Annotated in this window: 17 protein-coding genes; 3 read left to right on the top strand and 14 right to left on the bottom strand. The window is 56.2% G+C overall.

The genetic code is table 11. The annotated features are described in order from the left end of the window. Window positions 1-58: 58 nt before the first annotated feature. A complete protein-coding gene (locus P0119_01785; protein ID MDF0664784.1) occupies window positions 59-259 on the bottom strand; it encodes a dodecin family protein in 201 nt (66 codons plus the stop codon). Between the two features lie 478 nt (window positions 260-737). Here P0119_01785 and P0119_01790 point away from each other — a divergent pair, with 478 nt between their 5' ends. Beyond that, window positions 738-3,116: a PAS domain S-box protein gene (locus P0119_01790; protein ID MDF0664785.1), complete on the top strand. Its 2,379-nt coding sequence runs from the start codon at window positions 738-740 to the stop codon at window positions 3,114-3,116. Beyond that, window positions 3,113-3,766 (top strand): response regulator transcription factor, encoded by a 654-nt coding sequence (locus tag P0119_01795; protein MDF0664786.1) that lies wholly within the window; start codon window positions 3,113-3,115, stop codon window positions 3,764-3,766. Before P0119_01790 ends, P0119_01795 begins: the two co-directional genes overlap by 4 nt. A gap of 252 nt (window positions 3,767-4,018) precedes the next feature. On the opposite strand, the gene P0119_01800 is transcribed toward P0119_01795, so the two are convergent. From P0119_01800 to P0119_01815, 4 genes are all read right to left on the bottom strand, one after another. Beyond that, window positions 4,019-4,939, bottom strand: a complete 921-nt coding sequence (locus P0119_01800) for a VacJ family lipoprotein (GenBank protein ID MDF0664787.1) — start codon at window positions 4,937-4,939, stop codon at window positions 4,019-4,021. Window positions 4,940-5,312: 373 nt separating this feature from the next. Beyond that, the gene (locus tag P0119_01805) at window positions 5,313-5,711 is read right to left on the bottom strand and encodes a VOC family protein (protein MDF0664788.1); all 399 of its coding nucleotides are present in this window, start codon (window positions 5,709-5,711) and stop codon (window positions 5,313-5,315) included. Window positions 5,712-5,800: 89 nt separating this feature from the next. Further along, window positions 5,801-6,283, bottom strand: a complete 483-nt coding sequence (locus P0119_01810) for a GNAT family N-acetyltransferase (protein ID MDF0664789.1) — start codon at window positions 6,281-6,283, stop codon at window positions 5,801-5,803. Continuing rightward, window positions 6,276-6,995 (bottom strand): polysaccharide deacetylase family protein, encoded by a 720-nt coding sequence (locus P0119_01815; protein MDF0664790.1) that lies wholly within the window; start codon window positions 6,993-6,995, stop codon window positions 6,276-6,278. The genes P0119_01810 and P0119_01815 overlap by 8 nt, the downstream gene beginning before the upstream one ends. Before the next feature lie 76 nt (window positions 6,996-7,071). Between P0119_01815 and P0119_01820 the strand changes: the two genes are divergently transcribed. Further along, window positions 7,072-8,226 (top strand): site-2 protease family protein, encoded by a 1,155-nt coding sequence (locus P0119_01820; GenBank protein MDF0664791.1) that lies wholly within the window; start codon window positions 7,072-7,074, stop codon window positions 8,224-8,226. Between the two features lie 41 nt (window positions 8,227-8,267). On the opposite strand, the gene P0119_01825 is transcribed toward P0119_01820, so the two are convergent. From P0119_01825 to nuoG, 9 genes are all read right to left on the bottom strand, one after another. After that, window positions 8,268-9,116, bottom strand: a complete 849-nt coding sequence (locus P0119_01825) for a YihY/virulence factor BrkB family protein (GenBank protein MDF0664792.1) — start codon at window positions 9,114-9,116, stop codon at window positions 8,268-8,270. Window positions 9,117-9,189: 73 nt separating this feature from the next. Next, entirely contained in the window at window positions 9,190-10,656 is a 1,467-nt protein-coding gene (locus P0119_01830; protein ID MDF0664793.1) for an NADH-quinone oxidoreductase subunit N, read from the bottom strand. Next, window positions 10,653-12,230: an NADH-quinone oxidoreductase subunit M gene (locus P0119_01835; GenBank protein MDF0664794.1), complete on the bottom strand. Its 1,578-nt coding sequence runs from the start codon at window positions 12,228-12,230 to the stop codon at window positions 10,653-10,655. The genes P0119_01830 and P0119_01835 overlap by 4 nt, the downstream gene beginning before the upstream one ends. 120 nt (window positions 12,231-12,350) lie before the next feature. Continuing rightward, complete coding sequence (gene nuoL, locus P0119_01840) at window positions 12,351-14,249, bottom strand: NADH-quinone oxidoreductase subunit L (GenBank protein MDF0664795.1); 1,899 nt, start codon at window positions 14,247-14,249, stop codon at window positions 12,351-12,353. Window positions 14,250-14,342: 93 nt separating this feature from the next. After that, complete coding sequence (nuoK, locus tag P0119_01845; protein ID MDF0664796.1) at window positions 14,343-14,645, bottom strand: NADH-quinone oxidoreductase subunit NuoK; 303 nt, start codon at window positions 14,643-14,645, stop codon at window positions 14,343-14,345. Window positions 14,646-14,745: 100 nt separating this feature from the next. Further along, window positions 14,746-15,273, bottom strand: a complete 528-nt coding sequence (locus P0119_01850; protein ID MDF0664797.1) for an NADH-quinone oxidoreductase subunit J — start codon at window positions 15,271-15,273, stop codon at window positions 14,746-14,748. Between the two features lie 90 nt (window positions 15,274-15,363). Next, the gene (nuoI, locus tag P0119_01855; protein ID MDF0664798.1) at window positions 15,364-15,930 is read right to left on the bottom strand and encodes an NADH-quinone oxidoreductase subunit NuoI; all 567 of its coding nucleotides are present in this window, start codon (window positions 15,928-15,930) and stop codon (window positions 15,364-15,366) included. Window positions 15,931-15,943: 13 nt separating this feature from the next. Then, complete coding sequence (gene nuoH, locus P0119_01860) at window positions 15,944-17,020, bottom strand: NADH-quinone oxidoreductase subunit NuoH (protein ID MDF0664799.1); 1,077 nt, start codon at window positions 17,018-17,020, stop codon at window positions 15,944-15,946. A 24-nt stretch (window positions 17,021-17,044) separates the two neighbouring features. Then, window positions 17,045-19,711, bottom strand: a complete 2,667-nt coding sequence (nuoG, locus tag P0119_01865; GenBank protein MDF0664800.1) for an NADH-quinone oxidoreductase subunit NuoG — start codon at window positions 19,709-19,711, stop codon at window positions 17,045-17,047. Window positions 19,712-19,721 lie beyond the last annotated feature (10 nt).

Raw genomic sequence — 19,721 nt, forward strand, 5'->3', positions numbered from 1 at the left:
CAGCCCGCCGACTCCTTTCGGACCACTGAAGCATGAAGTGAAGGTTCTTCGTAACGCGTCAGTCCAATAGGAACGTTACCTTGAGATCTACACGATACAAAGTCACCTTGCCGTTTTCAACCACGACATGCTGCTCCTTCACCCAAGCCGATTTGATGCCGTGGATGGACTTGGATGCTTTCGCTACTCCTTGGACGATGGCATCTTCGAAACTCGTGGATGATTCGGCGCTGATCTCGATGATTTTTGCAACAGACATAGAGCATCTCCTTTCCCGTTCGTACGCTCCCAACGATCTGATCCAAACGACACATTGTCATGATCGACTGTTCAGCAAGGTCGGCGCCAGAACGCGATCGGTCGGCAGTCCGCCTGACTTACGCGATATCTCAAGAGATTTCAGCCGTCATGGACAAGCTTGGGAAGGAAGACGAACGGGATTGGGGAACTTTGCTACATCTTATGAAGCAGGTCTGTAGCAATAATGTGCATGTTCGGTCGACGAATAGATCGGACCGACAAATGGTGCTCGCTGTAGTCGTCTCTGACTTCCGAGTGATACCCCAGGCTTTCTCGGAGTTTGTCTGGTTGAGTTGGAGTACGGTGAAAGCTCCATCCAGCCGAGGAATCGCTCAATCCCGAATTGCACACACTAGTTTGTGAACCTAAATAGACATTATCCGAAGTTCGGTCTTGCGGTGATTGTGTAAGAAGCCTAGAATGGGTTCCCTCTGGTAATGATACCTAAAGCCGGCAAGAAAAGGCGCCGGACTAGGGCGCGGCTGGATTCACAGGCTCGCTTTTCAGAGTCTGAGGGGCACTCTGCGGCCGAACTGCAGCAGGACGATTTCTTCGCCGAGGCGTTTCGCCTAAGTCCTCATCCGATCGGTATCACTGAACTGGAGACCGGGACCTGTCTAGAAATCAATAACGCCTGCCTCACAATATTCGGATTTCGCCGGGACGAGGTGATCGGAAAGACGACGTTGATGTTGGGGATCTGGCCTGATCCTCAGGAGCGGGCTCGGCTCATCGATCGATTGAAATCTGAAGGGTCGGTCAGAAATCATGAAGTGTCGATGCGGATGAAGAACGGTGGATTGCGGCAGTTCCTCATCTCCACGGACTTGATCAGGCTCAGGGGGAAACCCTGCCTCCTGACCATCGGCAATGACATTACTGAGCGCAAGAGGGCTGAGGAGGCGTTGCGCCGGACACATGAAGAGTTGGAACAGCGCGTCCGAGAGAGAACCGCGGACCTCGATCGGACCAATGCGGCGATGCGGAGGAGCGAGGAGCGATTCCGATTGTTCATCGAGCACGTACCGGCTGCAATTGCGATGTTTGACCGGCACATGTGTTACTTGGCGGCCAGCCGCCGTTGGATGGAGGATTATCGGCTCACAGGGGATATCCTGGGCCGATCGCACTATGACGTGTTTCCCGAGATTCCATCACGATGGAAGGCGGTCCATCGTCGCGGACTGGCAGGAGAGATTCTGAGAGGACATGAAGACCGGTTTGTTCGAGGTGATGGCTCAACACAGTGGATCACCTGGGACGTTCGCCCCTGGTTTTGCGGCGGCCAAGTAGGCGGAATTGTGATTGCCACGGAGGATGTGACGGCCCGCGTGGAGGCAAGGAGCGCACTGTATGAAAGAGAGGAACGGTCCGATCAGATCATCCGCTTGGCCAACTTCGGCATATTCGATCATGATCACCGAACCGGCAAAGTCTACTGGTCGCCGGTCATGAGGGACATCTACGGCGTGGGGCCGAATGAACCAGCCTCGCTGGAAGGATATATCCAGTTGATTCATCCGGAAGACCGCGAAGCGGTTGTCATGGCGATCAAGCAGACCCAGGATTCTTCCGGCGATGATCAGTTCTCAATGGAGCATCGCCTTTTGTATCCTGATGGGAGCGTCCGTTGGGTCAGCTTCCGATCCTGGACGTTGTTCGATCATGATGGACCTGAGCGTCGCCCTAACCGAACATTGGGCGCGATGATCGACATCACGAAACGCAAACAGGCCGAGGAGGCACTGAAAGTCAGCGAGCGCCGATTCGTCTCCTTTATGGATAATTTGCATGGCTTTGCATGGATCAAAGATGCCCAAGGACGGTATCTCTACGTCAATCGACTCTTCCAAGAATCGATGCTGAAGGGATTGGACTGGAGAGAGAAGACCGCCTTCGAGTTGTGGCCGGCAGAAGTCGCCGAGCAGTACGAGTTAAGCGATAAGCAGGTGCAGGAGAGTCGGGTGCCGCTCCACACAGTGGCGCCGTTCATACAGAATGGAGAGGTTCGGCACGCGATTGTGAGCAAGTTCCCCATCGCCGATCACCAGGGAGCGCCGGTGTTGTTGGGAGGTGTCGCTGTTGACATCACCGAACGTAAGCAGGCGGAAGAGGCGCTTCATCGCAACCAGCTGGAATTGCATCAGAAGCAAGTGCAATTGGAGGAGCTGACGTCCAAGCTCCTGGCGGCGCAAGAGCATGAGCGACGGAGAATCGCTCGTGAACTGCACGACGATGTAAGCCAGCGATTGGCCGCCTTGGTCCTGGAAGTGGCGTCGTTGGAACAGCACCCTTCCCCTGTCCCCATTGAACTCGCTCGACGCCTGAGACCACTTCGTGAAGGGTTGGAACAGCTTTCTGACGATGTGCACACGCTCGCATACCGACTTCACCCCTCGTTATTGGAGCATGCCGGATTGCGCCCCGCGGTCGAAGACCATGTCCATCAGGTTTCCCGGCGCACAGGCTTACCCATTATTCTAAAGATTCTTGATGTTCCGAATGCGGTACGGCTCGATCAGGCGACCTGTCTCTTCCGCGTCATGCAGGAAAGCGTTCAGAATGTGGTGAAACATGCCGAGGCGACGACCGTGACGGTCCAGCTCCGCGGGTCGTCAAAGGGGGTCGGCCTGTCCATCAGTGACAATGGGAAGGGATTTGAGGCACAAGACCTGCGTACCCATCACCGGGGACTGGGTTTGAGCAGCATGGAGGAACGGCTTCGACAACTGCATGGATTCCTTCGGATCCAATCTCGACCATCCCAAGGCACAAAGGTCTGTGCTTGGCTGCCGTACGAGGCGGAGGTTGCATGAACCGACCGCGCATTCTGATGGCAGATGATCACGCCATTGTCTTGGCTGGGCTGCGGAACCTGGTGGAGGCCGAGGGCGAAGTGGTCGGCATGGTGGAAGACGGACAGTCACTGGTCGAGGCTGCCCAGCAGTTACGCCCCGATATTGTGTTGCTTGACATCTCGATGCCGCTGCTCAATGGATTGGATGCTGCACGCCAGATAAGTAAGCTGGTGCCGGAGAGCAAGCTGATCTTCCTCACCATGCATGCGAGTCCCACCTATGCGACCGAAGCCTTCAAGGCCGGGGCCTCCGGGTATTTGATAAAACGGTCTGCGGCAGCGGAGCTCAAGCAAGCCATTCAGGCGGTGATGCAGGGACAACACTATATGACCCCGCTTATCACGAAAGAAGTCTTGGCGGCGACGCTCCAATCCACAGAGAACCAACCCAGCAAGGCGTTGGTGTCCTCCCTCACGCAGAGGCAACGGGAGGTGTTGCAGCTTGTTGCCGAGGGGAAAAGTACCAAGGCCATAGCCTCACTCTTGAATATTTCCGTGAAGACGGTGGAATTTCACAAGTTTCGCATCATGAGCGAACTCGATCTCCACTCGACCGCCGAATTAATCAAATACGCAATCGCCGAAGGTCTTGTGAGCGTGTCGTCGTAGACGGACCACCTGCATACCAGCAGAGGGATGGTCGGAGATCCCTGATGCAACATCATGAAGCCGTACCGAGACCCACCGTGCAACACTCGTAATCTCCCCTCGTATTTCTGGGTCGTTTCCTAGATCCGTTCTACCTCCTTAATATGAAATATGTTGGCCGGACCGGATTATCAGTATCGTAGCTTCCCAAGGGTGACAGGGGTCGAGTTGTTGTCCGACATCAAATCTAGAAGTGGCGGCGAGTCCGATGCACTATTCTTGAATCATCTTGGCTCGCGTTTGTAGGTAGGCATTACGGACTGCAGCGTAGAGATCCAGGGTGGATTCTTCGACACCCTCATACTTCTCTAGATTCAACGAGCGGCTGTTCACAATTTCCGTTCCACGGGCGGCAACGAGTATCAAAGAACTCTCGAGGCTATTCGACTCGAGGAGGGAGGGAATAGCATCAATCCCGATAATCGGAAAGACCAGCCAGTAGATAGGATTGAGAGCAATATCTCCAGCATACCCGACAAGGTCACGAGCCGTAAACGGCGGCAGAAAGGGGAGTACGATATAGGGTCCCGGCCTCACCCCGTAGAAGCCGAGCGTCTGGCCGGTATCTTCTTCCGGAGTCGTAAGATTGAACCGATTGGCCACATCGATAAATCCGCCGATCCCGACCGTTGTGTTGATGAGGAATCGCCCGACTTCTATACCGGCTCCTTTGAACTTTCCCTGGAAAATATTGTTCATTAAGCGCGGTGTCACACGAGTGTTGTAGAAGAAATTGCTGATCCCTATCTGAGCGAAATTGGGGACAATGGAGTTATAGCCTTTGGCTACCGGCTTTAGCGCCAAACGATCAAACTCTTGGTTAAAGTGGAACATCTTCGAGTTGAACGGTTCCCACGGGTCATACTCCTCGATCGCCTCTTCGCCCGGCTTGGCAAACGGATCGAACGGTTCTTCAGCAGCAACCTCGGGAGTTACTGTCGCTGAGGGGATGGGCTTGTGAGAGACGTCAGCAATCAGAACCGGTGGGGCGTTCTGCTCAATGGTAGGGGTGAGCGGGCTGGTCGAGCCTTTTTGAACGGCGCAACCGGAGAGTAGGATCAACGAAACGGCAAAAACAACCGTATATTTACTGAGCCTGAAGCAGACCGGCCTCCACTCAGGTTTTGTCCTCATTCTTAAGATTACCTCGTGCGATTAATGGAACGAGCATCGACAATGGGCCCCGCAATGTACCAAAAGTCGATTCACCCGCCAATCATTTATTTCTGAATTGCGATCTTGGACGAGCAGTTGACGGACAGCCGCCTCGAAATCCTGGCATCATCTTTGCCGGACTCCTATCCGTGAGTACAGGTTGCACAATGCCGGAACCGGAGATCATCGACGAACTTAGCAGGTTGCGCACAAAGTCGATGTCTGTAGTTCGACAGGCCTGTTCTGAGTTGGTCGAGGGCCTCAGCACGGACGGATAACCTCAGTATTTTCGATCATCACTCCGTTCGTCCTTAGGCCATCGAAGGATGAAGAGAGGGTTTTCCGCAACCTCTTAGACGATTTTCACGCCGACCGGCCGTTCGATCAGCTCGATTTCATAGCCGTCGGGTGCGTCGATGAAAATGAACCGGCTGCCGGAGGAGGTTGTGGCGGGACCATCGGTGATCTTGACCCCCAGTGCAGTGAGCGAGGCGATCGTTTCGTCAAGGCTTTCGACTTGGAAGGCCAGATGGACGAGATCCTCCTGAACTTTCACCGGCCCACTTGGAGGGAAACTGGTCAATTCGATCAGTTCGTCACTGTTGGGCACTTTCAGAAAGGCCAGCTGGGATCCACGAGGAGAAGTCTTTCGCTCGATCACCTCAAGGCCCAATACAGTCGTGTAAAAACGGATGGTCTCATCCAGATCGCTGACCCGCATACGGGTATGGAGAAGCTTGATAACATTCATACTGTGGCCTTATAGCAGATGGTGTATGCTTGATAGCAAGGGCTGGATCGAAACGCGAAATCTTTTCTCATCGCACTATTTGCCATAGGCTATCCGCCATCAGTTCTTCTCGTTGGCCCAGCCGACTTGCGCAACAACAGCTCCGCGCTGCCGGGGATCAGGAAATTGGGCATGGGGCCGATTTCCTGATAGCCATGCATCTTGTAAAAGGCTCGTGCCGATTCGTTGAAGTCCGATACACAAACGAAAAGATTCTTGGTCCTCTTGAAGACCAACTCCTCGATGTGCCGCAACAGTTGACCGCCGATTCCCTTTTGGCGAGCCCATACCGCCACCCCCAAGAGCTCCAGATAGTCGCCCAGAAGAAACTTCTGCTTTAGGATAGCGACACCGGCTACTTGCCCATTGAGGAGGGCGATGTAGCAGTCTCGCGCTTGCGGGATTGGGCAAAAGATGCGGTTCCAATCATCCTGCGTGTAACCAAGTCTTTTCCAGGGGTCAGACTCACCGAGCAGTTGGACGACGGACTCACGATCGTCCGGATCCATGTTCCTGATAACCGGATCAGTCATGGGTTCGTGGCTTGCAGGTCAACAACTCGCTGACCGTCATGGGTTGGAGGCCTCGCCGAGGAAGGACATTCGTTGCCAGTTGTTCAACCACCTGCCTGGTTTGCTTACCTTTGCCGTTCGCATGGAAGACGATGATGCTCCCCGGCTTGGCACGAGCGGCGACTCCGGCGAGAATCTGCTCGGCGGAGAGTGTGGGGTCCGGATCGCCCGATTCGATATTCCATCGGATGAATTGCAGGCCGAGCATGTTCACCACGGCGACGGTCACATCGTTGTATTCCCCGTACGGCGGCCGAAACAACATCGCCTCATGGGCATAGTGTTCCTGCAACAGTTTGATGGGGCCGAGAATCTCCCTCCGCTGTTCGTCGGCATCGTGCATGGGAAGGTGGGCATGCACATCACCGTGCGTTCCCACTTCAAAAAATCCCAGGCTTAATAGATGGTTCACTTCTGGCTCATGTTTTACCATCCACTTGCCGGACATGAAGAACGTGGCCGGGATACGGTGCTTGATCAGATAGTCCATCAACGGCTGATCATAACCGGACCCCTTCCGCACGGGACAGAGATCGAACGTCAAGGCCACGCCCGGACATGTCGGTGAGCCGGACTTGATAACTTGTGCCAGACCGTCTGTTGGAACGAATGGCTCGGGAGTCGTCCCTAACAGGAGGCCAAGCAAAAGGCATAGCAGACCCTGTCGCCGCATAACGGTCAGTATACCTGAACCGGGGGAGAAGAATTGACCCGTTCCGTATTCGGCTGGTACGGTGTGAGCTATGCGTATGCCTTCCTGGGAAATCGGCCGAGCGTTGGGAATTCCGATCCGTATCCATGCCTCATGGTTTTTGGTCTTTCTCCTGGTCACATGGTCCCTCTCGACCAGCTATCTGCCGGAAAGTTTGCCTGGGCTCGCTCCCGAGCGTTACTGGGCGATGGGCGGCCTTGCAGCGGTGCTGTTATTCCTCTCCGTGCTCTTGCATGAGCTCGGCCACTCCTACGTCGCCTTGTACTATCGCATCCCGATTGAAAAGATCACGCTGTTCATATTCGGCGGTGTGGCTCACATGAGGAAAGAAGCTCCGACACCGCTTGCCGAATTCCTCATTGCATTGGCCGGTCCGGCGGTCAGCTTCGTGATCGGCGGTCTCTGTTTTGTCTTTGTGGAGCTGGCCCAGGCAATTCAACGGCAACATGGCCTCCAGGGTTGGATCATGCTCGGAGCCCTGTTGGGTTTCGTGAATATGCAACTCGGCCTCTTCAATATGATTCCGGGTTTTCCGCTGGATGGCGGGCGGGTCTTACGTGCAGGATTGTGGGCCTGGGGAAAGGATTTTTATCGGGCCACCAAACAAGCCGCAGTGGTCGGTCTTGCGTTTGGATTGGTGCTTGGACTGGTCGGCCTTGTTGTGATGTACGGAGCCGTGAGCGGCGGATTGCCCGCTTCGATGGCATCGAACGGCGGGTGGATTCTCATCATCGGCATGTTTCTCTTCGCCGCGGCTTTGGCGAGCCGTCGCCAAGCCTCCATCCGTCAGTCGCTGGCCACGGTTCCTATCCGAGATCTAATGGTGACGACGGTTGTTTCAATCCCGTCGCATTGTACTCTGGATGAGGCGGTGAACCAGTACTTCCAAGCCTATGGCTACGGCGGCTTTCCGGTGATTGACGACGGACGGCTGGTGGGTATGTTGACAGTGTCGGAAGTTCAGTCCATCTCGCCCACGCTCTGGTTGTGGCGGCGGGTTGAGCAGGTGATGCGTCCTGTTTCGGAGTCGCTAGTAATCGCACCGGATGTTCCGGTGATTCAAGCGATGGAACGTATGGCTCATGAGAGATGGGATCGATTAGTCGTCATGCAGGACGGGGAAATTGTCGGACTCGTCACCCATTCGGCCATCGTGCATTTTCTTCAGCTACGGGGCTCCTCCAGCCGCTGAGTAGCGGCACTTGCCGTCCGTCACTCGCTCCAACATCTCCATTAGACATCGGCTGCCGGTACCTTAGGCGACGAGGGGGCGAACTGTTGCAACTTCTGGGCGATGATGCCGCCGAAGAGGAAGAGGCCGGCGGAATAATAGACCCACAACAGCAAGAGTACGACTTCGAGCAACGATCCATAAAGCCTGGCGTAGACCGTAGCATAGTCGCTATAGCTGACGAACAACAACTTGGCTGCGACCCACAGCAGGCTAAAGATCAGTGCTCCAACCATTGCGGCTCGCCAGCGAGGACGGTGGCGAGGAACCAGGCGGTACAATAGGCTGACGGTCAGGAATGCCAGAGCAAAGGGCAGAGTGTAGGTTAGATGAAAATCATGCGCGGCCAGGGCCACGAGATCGAGTCCCCAGAGCCTGGGAGCGTAGGTGGTGAAAAAGGCGATGGTTTGCGTGCCTACGTACGCCATAAGCAGCAGCAGTCCGGTGGACCACAAGAGCGCGATGGAAATTGCGGTCGAAATCAATGGGTGACGCTTTTGGGTGCTCTCAAACACCACGTTGAGCGCATAGTCGAGCTCGTAAAAGACGAGGCCTCCAAACCAGAAGAAGGAGAGAAACACGAGCCACCGCACGCGTTCCAATGCACTGATCCGATGAAGTTCTTCGGCCAGGCGTTCGCCCAACGACGGCAAAAATTCCTTGAGGAAGCTCAGCATGAACTGTTCACCGATGACATCCTGACTGACGAAGAAACTCACCCCATACAGGACGAGAAAGGCGAGTGGAAAGAGTGAGAGCAGCGAAAAGAAAGCCAACGATGCGGCAAGGCTGGCGCAGCCCTGCTGTAAAAAGGACTTCAGTACGTCAAGGAGGAAACGGAGGACATTCATGAGGTCTCACATGCGAGTCATTCGCGCAATATGAGCGAAGCGAGAACGAAGCTGGAAGGCTATTGTAGCGGCTTCATCTTAATGTCGATACCGCCTGCATGGCTAGCTGCACGACCGGATTGGGGTAGATCCCGAAGATCACCACGCCGGCCACCGCGCAGGCCAGCACGATGGAGAAGGTCGGCGACATAACCAAGTGAGGAGCGCTCTCCGTGACGTCGCTCGGCTCGCGCATGTACATGACCATCACAACCCGGAGATAGTAATAGGCCGACACAGCGGCAAAAATCAGCGCGATGACCGCCAGCCACGTCATGCCAGCTTCGACGGCAGACATAAAGACGTAAAATTTTCCGATGAACCCCGCGGTGGGAGGAATGCCCGCCAGGGAGACCATGAAGATCAACATGAGCAACGCCGCCACCGGATGACGTTTGGACAGACCGGTGAAGTCCTCGATCTCATCTCCCTCCACCCCGTTCTTGCGAAGCATGGCGGCGACGGCGAACGCGCCGAAAGTCATGAATGTGTAGAGCGCGAGATAGAGCAACACGCTTGCGAGACCCGAGGAGTTTTCTAACCGCCCGGCAGCGACCACGCCGATCAAGGCATAGCCGGCATGGGCAATACTCGAGTACGCGAGCATCCGCTTGATATTCGTCTGCACCAACGCCACGACATTCCCCAACACTAGGGTGGCAAGGCAGATCAGGAGGAACATGGCGGACCAGTTGGCTTTCAAGCCGCCGAGCCCCTCAATAAATACCCGGAGGAAGGCGCCGAAGCTGGCGGCTTTGGATGCCACGGCCATGAAGGCGGTGACCGAAGTTGGGGCGCCTTCATAGACGTCCGGCGTCCACATATGAAACGGCACGACGGCGAGTTTGAAGCCGAATCCAACCGCGAGCAGGATCGTTGCGAATAACAGTAAGGGATCGTCCAGGCTCTGCCCAGCGATCGCAGTGGCAATGGCCGGAAGCCTGGTGCTTCCGGTAGCTCCATAGAGGAGTGAGATGCCGTACAAGAGGATACCGGATGAAAAGGCGCCTAGTACGAAGTATTTGGCGGAGGCTTCGAGCGAACGAGGTTCCGATCGCTTCAGCCCCGCCATCACGTAGAGCGCAAGGGACATCAGTTCACTACCGAGATAGATCGTCAGGAGGTCGGCTGCCGATACCATCACCATCATCCCTGCGAGAGCAAGCAGGACAAAGCCGTAGTATTCGCCGAAGTACAGCCGCTCTTCCTTGAGGTACGAATGCGAAAGGAGAATCGTGAGGCCGGTGACAAAGTAAAGCAGCAGCTTCCAAAAGGCCCCGTACGTGTCGATGATCACCAGCCCGCTAAACGCTTCGACGGGAGCTCTCATCTGTGAGGCCGTCAAGCCCATGCAAATAGCGAGGGTTCCCAGACTCAGCCACACCAGGCCGTCTTTGTCTGATGGACGCAGCACCGGATCCAGCACCAGCACAAGGCAGGCAGCGGTGATGACCAACAGCTCCGGAAGAATGAGGAACAGGTCTCCAACCGGGAAGGTCATGGCTGTCTTTCCTCCACCGTGGCACTCGTGGCGTCCGCTGTAAGGGCTACGTCCTCGACAGATGGAGGGGAGGGGTCGATCTGACTTACTGTTGAGGCCTGCTCAGGAGCCTTCGGCAACACGCGAGCGATGATTTTCTCGACGCTTGGGTGCATGCGGGTCAGGATGGGGTTAGGGAACAGTCCGATCCCAAAGATCAATACAATGAGCGGCACCAGGGTGACCATCTCACGTAGGTTCACATCGCGTAGTTTCGGGAGCATGTGTGGAGACGGCACGCCGAAGGCGACACGTTGAACCATCCAGAGCAAGTAGACGGCGGCGAGGATAATTCCCAATGAGGCGAGGGCTGTGGCGATCTTGCTCCAGAGGAAGGTGCCTATCAGAACCATAAACTCCCCGACAAAACTGTTCGTGCCGGGCAATCCCAACGACGACAAGGCAAAAATGACCAGGAACGTCGCATACCGCGGCATCGGCTTTGTCAGCCCGATATTGTCCGCGATCTGGCGACTATGGGTGCGTTCGTAAATCACCCCCACGCAGAGAAACAGCCCTCCGGTCGTGATGCCGTGATTGACCATCTGCATCACGGCGCCTTCAATTCCTTGAATATTGAACATGAATAGGCCGAGCGTGACGAACCCCATGTGGCTCACGCTCGAATAGGCGATGAGCTTTTTCAGGTCGGCTTGGGCCAATGCCATGTAGGCGCCATAGATGATGGCGATAATCGAGAGGGCGACCATCAAGGGGGTAAACGATTGGGATGCGTCCGGCAACATCGGCAAACTGAAGCGCACGAATCCATAGGCGCCCATCTTGAGCAGGACGCTGGCGAGAATCACGCTGCCTGCCGTCGGTGCTTCTACGTGCGCGTCCGGCAACCAGGTATGGAGAGGGAACATGGGGACCTTGACGGCGAAGGCGGCGAAGAACGCGAGGAAGAGCCAGAATTGCAGCGACTTGGAATAGGTGCTTTGGCTTAACTGAAGGATGTCGAATGTATGGCCGCCCTGGAAATACAGCACCAAAATCGCGACCAACAGCAGGACGCTGCCGGCCAGGGTATACAGAAAGAATTTAATCGCTGCATAGAGCCGATTCGATCCACCCCAGACTCCGATCAAGAGATACATCGGGATCAGCATCGCCTCCCAAAACACGTAGAACAGTACGAAATCGAGCGCCGCGAACACTCCGATCATGGCCCCTTCCATGATCAGCAGCATGGCCATGAAGCTCCGGACTCGCGATTCGATGGAGTGCCAGGAAATCAGGACGCAGAGCGGCATCAGGACCGTCGTCATGAGGACCAACGGCAGACTGATGCCGTCGAGACCTAGCCGATAATGAATCGGCGGCGACGAGATCCACAGGGCCGATTCCATAAACTGCATGTGGCTGGAGGAGGCATCGAACAACCACCAGAGCGGGAGTGAAATCAGTAAGTCAACGACGGTGGCGGCGAGGGCGATGAGCCGAGCCGAGGAATCCTTCACGAAAAAGACCGCAGCCGCGCCGATCAGCGGGATACAGATGAGTGCCGTAAGCCAAGGAAAGGACTGTGTCATTGATCCGTGGTCAGTGATCCGTGGTCAGTGATCCGTGGTCAGTGATCCGTGGAGTGAAATGCATGTTTCCCAGGCTTCTGTCCTCCATCGACTCATGACCAGTGACCATTGACTTTCCTCCTACGAAATCAGAAAGGCCGTCACAATCACAACGATCCCAACCGCCATCGCCAGTGCGTAATGCTGGGTCTGCCCGCTCTGGATCAGTCTCAATAACCATCCACCCCAGGCAACCCCGCGCGCGATGCCGTTGACTGCTCCGTCGATGAGATTGACGTCAACGCGCTTCCATAGCTCCGAGGCGGCTGTATATGTTGGTCTGACAAACAGATGATCGTAGGCTTCGTCTACATACCACTTGTTCAGAGAGCCTCGATACAGGCTGCCCCACAATTGAGCCAGGCGTTCCGGGAGGCCGGGGTTGGCCACATAAACATAGTAGGCTGCTGCAATACCGAGTAAGCCCATCGCAGTTGCCGCGATCATAATGGCGATCCCTGCAGAGCCGTGGTGAGCAGCCGCGTCACTCCCGGTTGAAAAGACAGGCTCCAGGAACGATGGGATGCCGAGATAACCGGTCAGAATACTGAGGAATGCCAGAATGATGAGCGGTGTGGTGATCGTTTGCGAAGGTTCGTGGAGGTGCTCCGCATGGTGCGGATCGACACGCGAAGGTCCCCAAAAAGTCACGAAGACCAGCCGGAAGCTGTAGAAGGCTGTCAGGAGGGCCGTCAGTAGACCGAAGAGCGCCAGTACCTGGCCCAGAGCACCAGACGACCAGGCGGACACGAGAATGTCATCCTTGCTGAAGAATCCCGCCGTCAGGGGGAAGCCGGCGAGCGCCAGCGAACCGATTACAAAGGTCCAGTAGGTAATCGGTAACTTGTCTTTGAGGCCGCCCATGTGTCGCATGTCCTGTTCATGATGCAGAGCGATAATGACGGAGCCACAGCCCAGAAAAAGCAAGGCTTTAAACGCGCCATGTGTCAATAAGTGATACATGCCGGAGGCGTAGGCTCCGAGCCCGCAAGCCATCATCATGTAACCGAGCTGACTCACCGTCGAATACGCGACGACACGTTTGATGTCGGTTTGAGTCAACGCAATAGTGGCGCCGAGAACCATCGTCGCCGCCCCTGTCACAGCAACCACGCTCATCGCGGTTGGAGAAAGGTTATAGATCGGGGCGAGACGTGCCACCATGAAGACCCCGGCCGTGACCATCGTGGCGGCGTGAATGAGTGCCGAAATCGGTGTCGGTCCTTCCATCGCGTCAGGCAGCCAGACATGAAGCGGAACTTGTGCCGATTTACCCACTGCGCCGGCAAATAGGAGCAACCCGATCAGCGTGAATATCGAAACCTCCAAGGTTCCTCCGAAAGGGCCGAGGAGGTTCATCGTCAAATCAGTCGCTTCGTGGATGGCGGGAAAGATGTCGAGGTAATTCAGCGAGCCGAACTGGTACCAGACGAGCAGCAGACCCAACATGAACCCAAAATCGCCCACGCGATTGACGACAAAGGCTTTGGTCGCCGCCGCGCAGGCGGACGCGCGCTCGTACCAATGGCCGATCAGCAGGTAGGAACAGAGCCCCACGGCTTCCCAGAACACGAAGAGCTGCAATAAGTTGTCGGCCAACACCAACATCAACATGGAGAAGGTGAACAGGGCGATGTAGCTGAAGAACCGAGCGTAGCCAGGCTCACCCTGCATGTAACCGATCGTATAGACGTGTACGAGCGAGCTGACACCGGTGACCAGCAGGAGCATGACGGCGGTCAGCCTGTCGATATGGAGACCGATGTGAATGTCGAGATTTCCGGATGTGAGCCAGGTATACAGCGGAACTGAAATGACGGAGCCGGACGCCACTTCTAGAAAGGCCGCCAGCGACAAGACGAGCGACAACATGACCGCCGGAACCGCGACCAGGTGGGCCCGGTCTTTAATGTGCCAGCCGGCCAAGCCTAAGACCAGAAAGGCGGCCAGAGGAAGAAGTGGGATGAGAGCGTACAGCATAACTTCAGGAGCTGATAGCCGACGGTTGATAGCACGAGCGTCGGACCTCTGTCCGTACCGTTCGCCATCCACGATGAGCCATCCGGGAATCGGTTACCATTTCAACAGATTGAACTCTTCGACGTTGATCGTGGCTTTAGATCGGTGCAAGGCGATGATGATCGCAAGTCCGACTGCGACCTCCGCAGCCGCCACCGTCAAAGCAAAGAACACGAACACCTGACCGCCAAGATCCTGAAAGTGGTCGGAAAACGCGACGAAGTTAATGTTGGTTGCATTCAGCATCAGCTCCACGGACAGCAGGATGGCGATGATGTTGCGTCGTATGAGCACACCCACAAGGCCGGTCAGAAAGACGATGCCACTCAGCATGAGGTAGTAGGAAATGGGAATCATCCTTGCCTCGTGAAACGTAACAGGTGAACAGTGCACGGTTGAGAGGCACAGGCGGCAGCCGGCAGATGACTCCGTGAACGATCGGCGGACATTTCATCGCTCATAGTTCACGGCCTTCAGAAAAGTCTCGTTTCGCGAGGACGATGGCGCCGATCATCGCCACTAAGAGCACCAAAGAGGCGACCTCGAAGGGGAATAAGTAGGTTGAAAAAAGCGTCTGGCCGATGGCCAACGTGTTGTCGGCGGCGATTGCATCATGCGGTCCGGACCGGAGCGATGGACTGGCCTGATCGCTCGATCCCGCTCCGCCGGAGAGCATCACGATCGACTCGATCAGCAACGGCACACAGACCACGGCGGCGACCAACCATTGGCTGTGATACCGGTCGTCTTCTTTGACATTGAGCAACATGACGACGAAGAGATACAGCACGAGAATGGCCCCGGCATAGACGATGACCTGCACGGCCGCGAGAAATTCGGCATGGAGTATGACGAAGAGTCCCGCGACATGGAAGAACATCACCAAGAGCGAAAGCGCGCTGTAGACGGGGTTTTTCAGCGCGACCACCAGCATGGACGTTATGGCGATCATCCCGGCAAAGTAACCAAAAAACACCAGCGACATGAGACGGTTCCTGGCTTAGAGGTTCGACCTGGGCCCGACTAACGCTACGATGTTGCAGCCATCGCTCGTACGATGAGTACTCTTTGAGAGTCAGTCCGGTTTTGACGGCACGTGCTTGAACGCCACGTTGAAGAACGCGACGTTGGGATGCTGCAGCTCCAGGCGCTTCTCGCGAATCGGGAACGAACGGTCGCCGATGGCGAGCAATTGCTGTTTGTTCAGGTGGAGTTGGCGCTTGTCGTATACCGCCCACTCAAATTCTCTTGTCATGCCCAGCGCATCGACAGGGCAGGCCTCCACACACATTCCACAGAACAAGCAACGGGTCATGTCCATGTAATATTCTTTGGAGTAACGCTTCGTCGGTTCACCCGGCACCTCGGCACTGACGACCCGAATGACGCGCGACGGGCAGGCTGCTTCACAGAGATCGCATCCGACGCACTTCTCGGTCCCATCGTCGTATCGCAGCAGCGCGAGCATGCCGCGATAGTTGTCGGGCAGGGTACGTTTCTCGTGAGGGTATTGCAAGGTCACCGGACGATAATTGAGCAGATGCGACATGGTCGCCTTCATGCCGACCAGGATCTCGTAGAACGTGATGGTCTTGAACCATTCGGACAGCCTCAGGCGCCTGGTGGTTGTTGTTGATGCCATGGTGGTCCTGCCGCTACTTCATCTGTTGGTAGACGAATACCGCAATAGATGTCACGACAATGTTACCCAATGCGATGGGCAGCATCACCTTCCAGCCGAACCTCATGAGCTGATCGTATCGTAGTCTTGGCAACGTGGCCCGGAGCCAGAAGAAGAGGAACAAGAAGGAGTAGGTCTTGACCGCAAACCACATCGTGTTCTCCACCCAAGCAAAGGACGGCAAACCGATGAGCCCCAAAATCGTTCCAGGGTACGGTGCGTTCCATCCGCCGAGAAACAGGGCGGCGGCGACACAGGACACTAACATCATGTTGGCGTACTCAGCCAGGAAAAAGAACGCGAATCTGAGGCCGCTGTATTCAGTGAAGAAGCCGGCGACGAGTTCGCTCTCCGCTTCCGGTAGATCGAACGGGACTCGGTTGGTTTCCGCTACGGTTGAGATCACGTAGACGACGAACGCAAAAATCTGCGGGGCCGGTAACGCGAAGAGAAACCAATTCCAAAAGCCTCCGGCCTGGGCATCGGTGATTTTCACGAGGCTGAGCGAGCCGGCCAAAAGCAACACGCCGACAATGGACAATCCGACATTGAGCTCGTAGCTGATGATCTGCGCCGCCGATCGTAACCCGCCGAGCAACGAGTACTTGCTGTTGGAAGCCCACCCTCCCAGGATGATGCCATAGGCGGCGAGCGAGGCGAAGGCCAAGATGTACAGAATGCCGATGTTGATATCGCTGATGATGAACGGCTTCACGGAGACCCCGCCGATCTCGAACGTCCAGTTCGGGCCCCAGGGAATAACCGCAAATCCGATGAATGTCGGAATGAGACACAGAATCGGTGCCATGGTGAAGAGGAACTTGTTGGCACCGGCGGGGATGATGTCTTCCTTGAAAAACAGTTTGATGGCGTCCGCAAACGGCTGGAGGATACCGTAGGGTCCCACCTCCATCGGGCCCATGCGGTCCTGCATCCAGCCCAAGACTTTGCGTTCCGCAAGAGTGAGGATGAGGACCGTGATGACCACGATGCCCATGACCGCGGCGATCTGGGTAAGGGAGATGGCGAGACGCAATCCGAATTCAGTCACAATTGGACTCCTCGATGAGCTTCATCACGCCACCTTCATGATAGACACCGTCGCTGTCCGGAACGACGGCACTTGGGTGGTCGGATTGATGGCGCATTCAAATAGTTGGACGGCAGCTTGGCCGAAGTGATAGGGGAACCATGCCGTTCCTTGGGGGATCCGCTCCATAATCTTGACCTCGGTCGTCATTTCCCCGGACGTGCTGGAGAGGCGGACCCGATCTCCATCCGACAATGCAAAGCGTGCGGCGTCAGCAGGACTGATACGGAGCCGGCCACTCCCTTCCACCTGTAACAGCCCTTTGGAGCGAGTGGATAACTTTCCGGAATGGAACAGGCTTTGACCTAGGTCCAACCGCAGGGTTCCATCCGGCCTGGATTTTGGCATCACGAGCCGGTATCGCGTCACAAGATCACGCTGATACCCCTCGGCCAGATAACGGTCTATGGCGGTACGATCGACCTTTTGAGGCGACGGTGTGGGCCCCAGTGAGCCGTAGCCGGGAATAAGGCCTCGGATTTCCTTGAGGATCTCTTTGCTTTCGGCATACTCCATGGGTGAGTTCAAGAGGATGGAAAGCGCGGAAAAGACTTCCCAGTCTGGGCGGCTTTCTCCGACAGGTTCGATCGACGGACGAACGGCTTGAACATGTCCTTCGGTATTGGTAAACGTCCCCTGTTTTTCCATCGAAGAGGCGGCCGGCAACACGACGTGGGCCAAGGCGGCCGTCTCCGTTAAAAACAGCTCCTGGCACACCAAGAGATCGAGGTTGCGCAATGATTGCTCGGCATGTATCGTCGCGGGGAGACTCCCGACAGGATTCTCTCCGACGATGAACATCGCCTTGAGGGACCCCTCGTTGGCTCGCTTCAACATCTCGATGAGGGACGCTCCTCTGTCGGTCGGAAGTTCGGCTTTCCATTGCTTCGCGAACCTCTCGCGATCCGTGCTGTCGGCGAGGAGGCCGGCACCGGGAAGAAATTCAGTGACGGTTCCCATTTCGACGGCGCCCTGGTCGTTGTTTTCTTCGGCAAGCGGCGCAAAACCACAGCCGGGCTGATCCAACTTTCCTGTCAGCAGCAGCAGATCGAGGAGGGTCACACATCCGCCGTAACCATGTTCGCTCCGCAGCAAGAGCTGTCCGGCCAAGATGACGACCCGGCCTGCTCCTGCCGCCACCTTGGCCGCCCTCATAAAAGAATCCGGCTCGATTCCGGTCGCCGCCTGTAGGTCCTGCCAAGAGGTCTGTTGCAGCGCGCTCGTAATGGCGTAGACATATGCCGGATGCCGTTGCGCGAGCTCCGGCTGTATCAAATTCTGTTCTACAACGCCCTTCACCAGACCCAGGATGGCGTTCTGCATCTCGCTGGGTGGGAGACAGAAGTGATGCTGAGAGAGGTTAGCGATGTTGCTGATCGTGTCGACGATCGGCTCCAGCGATTCGATCGTCACCAGTGTCGCCCGCCGCTTCTTCACCGCCTCCTTGACCTTGAGGCCCGTGATGGGATTCGTCTCGGTGATATTCGTGCCGACGAGGATCAGGACATCCGCATCCAGGATGTCGTCGAAGGTCACGGTCCACCGATGCGTCCCCTGCACGAGTTGCATGGCATGCAGGCCGTTGATATGACCGTAGCGCGCGCTGCTGTCGATGTTGTTGGTGCCGACGGCCAGGCGCATAAATTTCTGAAAGAGGTACAGTTCCTCGTTGGTGCAGCGGCCCGAGATCAATCCTCCGAAACTCTGTCCTCCGTGAGCGGCTTTAATCTCGCCGACGCGGGCGGCGACGTACTCCAGCGCTTCTTCCCACGTCGCCCGCACAAGCACGCCATCGCGACGAATGAGCGGATGCGTCAGACGATCCGGATGGCCGGCTGCATGGAACCCAAAAAATCCCCGAGCGCACAGGTCGCCGTTGTTGCGGCCCGCTCCATGCGCGGAGTTCACTTCAATGAGTTCCTGCCCCTTCGTCTGCACGGTGATCTGGCACCCATCTCCGCAGTAACCACAGATAGTGTCGGCTCGTTTCAGCATCCATGGCCGATACTCATACATGGACAGTCGGCTGGTAATCGCTCCAACCGGACAGATTTGCACACAGCCGCCGCAGAACTCGCAATTCAGAGGATGGGCGCCGAAGTACTTGATTTCCGTCATCGTGCCGCGACCGACCGGCGCCAGCGCCTTGACGTCCATCACTTCGTCGCAGTATCGGACACAGCGCAGACACTGCACGCAACGATTCATCTGCGTTTCGATCAGCGGACTGAAATATTCCTTTTGGAAGATGCGCTTGGTTTCAACGAACCGGCTGGACGCCGTGTACTGGTGCGAAAAGTCTTGAAGGTCGCACTTGCCCCCTTGATCGCAGACCGGACAGTCCAGCGGATGATTGGCAAGGATAAACTCGAGCACCGATTTATGGGCGTCGTCGACCACGGTGGTAGCGGTGCGTATGTTCATCCCTTCGTCGGCCGGTGTGCTGCAGGCCGTTTGAAGCTTGGGCATCTTTTCGATTTCAACCAGGCACATACGGCAATTGGCGTCCGGTTTGAGCTTCGGATGGTAGCAGAAATGTGGAATCATGACGCCGACGCGACGGGCTGCTTCGATCACCAACGTCCCCTTCGGGACGTGGACCGTCATTCCGTCGATCGTGACGTGAACCATCTGGGGTGTAGTCTCGGTCATGCTCTCCGTT

It is taken from the genome of Nitrospira sp. (assembly GCA_029194665.1).
GTDB lineage: Bacteria > Nitrospirota > Nitrospiria > Nitrospirales > Nitrospiraceae > Nitrospira_D.